Origin of the sequence: Streptomyces sp. BE20 (assembly GCF_036322525.1) — a bacterium.
Taxonomy (GTDB): domain Bacteria; phylum Actinomycetota; class Actinomycetes; order Streptomycetales; family Streptomycetaceae; genus Kitasatospora.
Genome location: NZ_JAQYWW010000249.1, coordinates 1 through 816, shown reverse-complemented (window position 1 = coordinate 816; position 816 = coordinate 1). Strand labels below are relative to the sequence as shown.

Annotated in this window: 1 protein-coding gene; it reads left to right on the top strand. The window is 73.9% G+C overall.

Features of this window, described 5'->3' with window-relative positions; translation table 11 throughout:
• The coding region (locus PUR61_RS01360) for an N-acetylglucosamine-6-phosphate deacetylase (protein WP_329874751.1) at positions 1–816 on the top strand (816 nt) is incomplete at both ends.

The window sequence follows — 816 nt, the reverse complement described above, 5'->3', positions numbered from 1 at the left end:
CCGTCTCGCCGTCGAGGGCACCCGGATCGCCGGTCTCGGCGGCGCCACCACGGCCGGTGACCTCGACCTGACCGGGTACACCGTCGTCCCCGGCTTCGTCGACCTGCACGTCCACGGCGGCGGCGGCGCCTCCTACGCCTCCGGGATCGCCGAGGAGGCCCTCAAGGTCGCCCGGACCCACCTCGAACACGGCACCACCACCACCATCGCCTCCACCGTGACCGGCGAGATCGACGAGGTCGCCCGCCAGGCCGCCGTGCTCTCCGAGCTCGTCGAGGACGGCGTCCTGGCCGGCGTCCACTTCGAGGGCCCCTTCATCTCCCACAACCGCTGCGGCGCCCACCGCCCCGACCTGCTCCGCGACCCCGACCCCGCACTGGTCCGCAAGCTCGTCGACGCCGCCCGCGGCCACGCCAAGATGGTCACCCTCGCCCCCGAGCTGCCCGGCGGCCTCGACTCCGTCCGCATGCTCGCCGACCTCGGCGTCATCGCCGCCGTCGGCCACACCGACTCCGACTACGCCAAGACCCTCGAAGCCATCGACGCCGGCGCCACCGTCGCCACCCACCTCTTCAACGCCATGCCCGGCATCGCCCACCGCGCCCCCGGCCCGATCGTGGCCCTCCTGGAGGACGAGCGGGTCACCGTCGAGCTCATCAACGACGGCGTCCACCTGCACCCCTCCGTCCTCGACCTCGCCTACGGCACCGCCGGCTCCTCCCGCGTCGCGCTGATCACCGACGCCATGGGCGCAGCCGGCATGGGCGACGGCCTCTACCCCCTCGGCCCCCTCCAGGTCGAGGTCAAGGACGGCGT